At 32.3% G+C, this 4,826-nt stretch carries 5 protein-coding genes, 3 tRNA genes and 1 pseudogene; 5 read left to right on the top strand and 4 right to left on the bottom strand.

All coding sequences use genetic code 11. The annotated features are described in order from the left end of the window. Positions 1-104, top strand: a pseudogene (locus ACYSNX_RS12910) (ISAon1 family transposase); the annotation flags it as partial. Between the two features lie 121 nt (positions 105-225). Here ACYSNX_RS12910 and ACYSNX_RS12905 read toward each other — a convergent pair. The 4 genes from ACYSNX_RS12905 to ACYSNX_RS12890 all read right to left on the bottom strand — a co-directional run bounded on the left by ACYSNX_RS12905 (position 226) and on the right by ACYSNX_RS12890 (position 802). Beyond that, positions 226-300: transfer RNA gene (locus ACYSNX_RS12905), tRNA-Pro, on the bottom strand. Between the two features lie 34 nt (positions 301-334). Continuing rightward, a tRNA-Pro gene (locus tag ACYSNX_RS12900) sits at positions 335-409 on the bottom strand. A gap of 7 nt (positions 410-416) precedes the next feature. Next, positions 417-500 (bottom strand) — tRNA-Ser (locus tag ACYSNX_RS12895). A 92-nt stretch (positions 501-592) separates the two neighbouring features. Further along, a complete protein-coding gene (locus ACYSNX_RS12890) occupies positions 593-802 on the bottom strand; it encodes a hypothetical protein (protein ID WP_461755069.1) in 210 nt (69 codons plus the stop codon). A gap of 98 nt (positions 803-900) precedes the next feature. Between ACYSNX_RS12890 and ACYSNX_RS12885 the strand changes: the two genes are divergently transcribed. From ACYSNX_RS12885 to ACYSNX_RS12870, 4 genes are all read left to right on the top strand, one after another. Further along, entirely contained in the window at positions 901-1,431 is a 531-nt protein-coding gene (locus tag ACYSNX_RS12885; protein WP_461755068.1) for a GNAT family N-acetyltransferase, read from the top strand. 62 nt (positions 1,432-1,493) lie between these two features. After that, positions 1,494-2,621 (top strand): GNAT family N-acetyltransferase, encoded by a 1,128-nt coding sequence (locus ACYSNX_RS12880; RefSeq protein WP_461755067.1) that lies wholly within the window; start codon positions 1,494-1,496, stop codon positions 2,619-2,621. Positions 2,622-3,028: 407 nt separating this feature from the next. Then, complete coding sequence (locus ACYSNX_RS12875; RefSeq protein WP_461755066.1) at positions 3,029-3,553, top strand: hypothetical protein; 525 nt, start codon at positions 3,029-3,031, stop codon at positions 3,551-3,553. Between the two features lie 519 nt (positions 3,554-4,072). After that, entirely contained in the window at positions 4,073-4,303 is a 231-nt protein-coding gene (locus ACYSNX_RS12870; RefSeq protein ID WP_461755065.1) for a hypothetical protein, read from the top strand. Positions 4,304-4,826 lie beyond the last annotated feature (523 nt).

Here is a 4,826-nt window from a genome sequence, read left to right as displayed (position 1 = left end):
CTGCGGAATCCTTCAATGCTAAAATAAAACACTTCAGAACGATGTATAGAGGTGTTAGAGATAAAGCTTTTTTCTTATTTAGATTAACGCAACTTTTTGCGTAGTCCCCAACTTTTGCACTTGATCCAAAGTAAAGAGTAGAAACTGTTTGGAAAGTACTATTTAAGGGGATATTATAAAATAAAAAAATCCATAAATAAAATTATTTACGGATTTTGTATTTTGTCGGGGTGGCAGGATTCGAACCTGCGACCTCCTGGTCCCAAACCAGGCGCGATGACCGGGCTACGCTACACCCCGAGGTTGCAATATCAGATAAAAACTTAAACTTTCGTCGGGGTGGCAGGATTCGAACCTGCGACCTCCTGGTCCCAAACCAGGCGCGATGACCGGGCTACGCTACACCCCGAAAGTTGCGGAGAGACAGGGACTCGAACCCTGGCATCGGTTACCCGATGACAGATTAGCAATCTGCTCCGTTACCACTCCGGCACCTCTCCTTTGCTTATAAGTTTTCTTCTTAATTGCATGGCAAACATACTGCGAGTTTTCCATTTGTGCAAATGCATTTATGTTTTTTTTTATACTTTTTTTACTCTTTTCTTTTAAAGCATTCATTGTTAATAGGATAAGAGAGTAGGTTTTTTTTGCCAATTGTGTAATATAAATACGTTTTGTGCAAAAAACAGGCTTTTTTGGGTTTCATAGAAGGCGCAAGATTGTAAAATGTTCCTTTCTTTCTTGCAGAATCAGGGAAACCTTGGAATTTTTTGTCAAATTGCTCTCCACTTTCACTGTCCATATTTAGCGTTTTTCGTACATTTGCACTTTATCTTATCGAAAGAAAAGATTATATAAGCATTATAATTGCTCAAAAGAGCAAAATTAAACATAGACATTATGAGAATGGATACTTCCATTGCATTTGATTCCGATCGTTTGCATTTTGAAATAGTTAATGATAAATTTAAAGAAGCTATTTTCGAGGCCTTAACTCCAACAGTTGCAAAATTCTTACCATTTATCCCTACAGGTAAAATAGAGGACACACAAGGGTTTATTAATTATAGTCTTGGGCAGTTAGAAAAGGGCTTAGATATTACTTTAGTTGCCTCAGATAAACAAAGTGGTGAGTTTATTGGTTGTTGTGGTATTCATGATATTTCAAAAGAAAGTGTTTCTTTGGGAATTTGGTTAAAAGAAGCAGCATTTGGTAAGGGATATGGTACAGAGTTAATAAAGGCTTTAGAGCAGTTTATCTATGATAACTTAACGGTAGACTTTATTATTTATAATGTGGAGAAAAGCAATAGTGGAAGCATTAAAATTGCGGAAAAATTAGGCTATGTTTTTGATCATGAGTTTGTTCGTAATATTGAGCAAACTAAAATTTTAAATATGTTACAATACCGCAAAGGCGGTAAGAAATAAGATATAAAAAGGGTTTTAATTTATTTAGAACCCTTTTTTAATGGATAAAAGTAAAGATAGCTATGAAACAAAGTATAGAGGAGTTAATAAAAATGCATTATAGAGATGTGCCTTGGGATCAATTAATGCACTTTAATGGACGAGCTAATGATACAGGAGCTCTTTTACATATTGTTGAAACAGGTAATTCTCACAATAAACGAATGAGTCTTATCACCTTGGCAAATGCTATTGAAAACAAGGGAGGATTAACCATTACTAGTCCTATTGTGCTGATTTATCTAATAAAGTTTTTCCAACAAGATCCAGAAAATATTAGTTTGTACTTGAGAATCTTTCTTAAACTTGCCAAAGCTGTTGGTTTACAATGGGAGGTTTTCTTGGATACTGATCAGTTTAACAATAAGGATTTTGGTTCATGGATTTGGGAGGATGACTCTATTTATTTATGGCCAGAATTTGAAAACGAGCAAGCAGATCAGTTACTTTGGGCTCAAACCCCTACTAATCTTCTTTTTGATGATCCTTGGTTTTATACCAAGCAAATTTTGTTAGAATACCAGAGTAATATAGAAAGTACTGAAGCTAAGGACTTGATTGATAAAGGTTTGATTTACGAAATCTCTACTATCTTAAATATGGTTAGAGATCAAAAAAGAATTCCTTTTAGTTTAGATTCTACCTGGCAGAGCGAAGATTTACTCTTTGAGTGTATAGATCCAAAGCACTTAAAAGATTACTTTGAAAACTTAACTCCAAATGTTGCAAAGTATTTAAGCTTTGATAGTATGGAAAATGATAAAATCATAAAGGAGTTTATTCGTATTTCTCAAATAGAGCAGCAAAGAGGAACTTGTTTGGTTATGGCTGTATTAGATAAGAATACTAAAGAGTTTTTAGGTTCTTGTGGTATTCACGATATTAATGAACGTAACGCTGAGTTGGGACTTTGGTTAAAAGAATCCGCTCAAGCAAAGGGGTATGGAAGCCAAATCGTAAAAACTCTCTTACAGATATGTAAAGGACATACATTGAGTAAATCGGTTATTTATTGTCTTGAAAAAGAGAATAAAGCTAGTATCGAGCTTTGCCAGAAGTTTGGTTTTACTAAAAAATATGATTTTATTATAGAACCAACAGCTTTAAAAAATAAACTACGTCATATGAGTTATTTTTCAAGAGAAATTTAATCTCATTATAAAAACACATTACCATAAACGCCTGTCTATTCTGTAGATAGGCGTTTGTATTTTGTATAATAAAAAGAAATAGCTCTTGGGGATTATAAAAAAAGGCATGTCCTTTATTTTGGAAGGTAATTACAATTAACCTTTACTTTATACTATTTTAGACAAGTAGTCGGAGTAAGTAGTTGGTATATTAGGCAATGCCTTTGTAAGGAAAAGAGATTATTAGGTTGGTTATTAAAGGATTGTGTTATTCTTAGGCCTGTGTATTTTTTTTGTATAAAAATAGAAATGTTGGGTTATTTTTACTAATTTTAGGAAGAGTCACTATGTATAGTTATTTAATTATTGTAAAACCAAAATAATATTCCATTACTTAGTGTTAGTTTAAAACTTTAAGTTACATCCTTATGGTTAAAGATAATTTGAATCAATTAGTCCGTATACAACTTCAGGGTAGAATTAACTCACCTATTGTAGGGATCGTACTTGCATATACATCAAACTGGATTCTTATCAAAAAAAATCTAGTGGATTACATAATGGATGGCTATGAGCTTATAAATCGTAAAAAGATAATTTCCATCACAACAGATGCGGATTTATTGTTTATTCAAGAGGTTTTAAAAGCTAAACATATAAACTTTGAAGATTCCCCCGTGGAACTACATTCTAATATCTTGATTACTCTAGAGGCTATTTCATTAAAATATGGTGCCTTTTGTTTGGAATTCAAAGATCAAAATAGTTGTCTAGTAGGTAGGTTTATGGGGAATGATGATCAAAGCTGTTTTGCCTTTGAGGAACTAGCCCCAAATGGGGAATGGATTGAAGAAATCGATGAATTTTATATATCTAAGATATATAAAATTGATTTCGATGGAGATTATACGCAGTCTCTTTTACTTTTTGCTAACAAAAAAGTAAATGGATAATCCCACTATTATAGATTGTTATATGCAGGATGTTTTAAATTTTGTGGTTTTTACTTCTATTTAAAGGTTAATTTAATATAGTTTTTGATTTTTTTAATCATCTTGTTATGCTTTTTCTGCCTTTTCTTGTCATACATTTCCTAATAGAGTGTTAATTATTCGATGTAATACACTGTCTAATTTTAGATAATATTGGAATATTATTATTTTTTTATGCTTTAAAATTGAATATTTCTTAGATTGATAAGTGAATTTTGTATTTTTTTTGAATTTTACGAATTTCACTGATAGGGTGTTGGTATATAATTTATTTTGTAATAAATTGCCAGAAAATAATTAAGGTCTTCCTTTAATTTAACTAAATTAACGAGCGGATTTTAGCCAAATCAACTTAACCAATAGTTTTTTGATAATGTTTTCTATGTAATAAGATTTTATTTTAAGAAGGATATCAGGTGGGTTTAGTTTAATTACTGTGAAAAACAACAAACAACAAGCAACAAACAAAACAATAAATAAATGAAAAAAGTAGCATTTAATCAAGCAGGTTTTGAGGCCAAAAAATCTGAGTTGAGCCAATTAAGTGTGGAGGATTTTAAATTTCAGCTCTTTGAAATGATTTATAATACTAAAAGTTGGGTTAGCCACAACTTTATTTTAAGTCATCAACAAGTTATAAAGTTGGAAAATATGCCCAATGAATTCTTAAAAGAAATGAATTTATCCACCGTTGATTTTTGCTATAATTAAAAAAAGCAAAGATTATTTGACAAAAGTTATTTCGAAAAAGAAATAATAAATAGATTTAAAATGATAGCAAGGGAGCTTATATTAGTTATAGGTTCCCTTTTTTTATGTGTGCCCAGCATGGACAGTAACTCTAGGGTGCAAGTCCCGAACACGCCTTTACAACGGGAAGTGTTAGCCAAATGCAAGGGTGTCCATCGTGAGGTGGAATCTGAAGGAAGCGCTAGGCAAACCCTTGACCTGACGAACAGAAACTATATCAGGCCCAATAATATCGGATAAGGTTGCATAACAAACTAAAGTCCAAAGTTGTACGGAGATATTTAGGGTAAATATAGCAGGTATATGAGGGGAAAGTTACTGTTCTTACCTGGGGAGGTCTTACAGACATAGGAAAGTTTTTTTTTTTTACAGAACTATGGATAACAATTGCTGTAAGAAGTCAGCAGAGGTCATAGTAGGTATGGATACAAGCTTGGCAATACCAAGAAGTCTTACGTAATACTGAAGGACTGAACTTAATTTA

The sequence above is a fragment of the Myroides sp. LJL115 genome, from assembly GCF_054871665.1.
The sequence above is the reverse complement of the archived record's forward strand: the minus strand, read 5'-3'. Positions and strand labels throughout refer to the sequence as shown.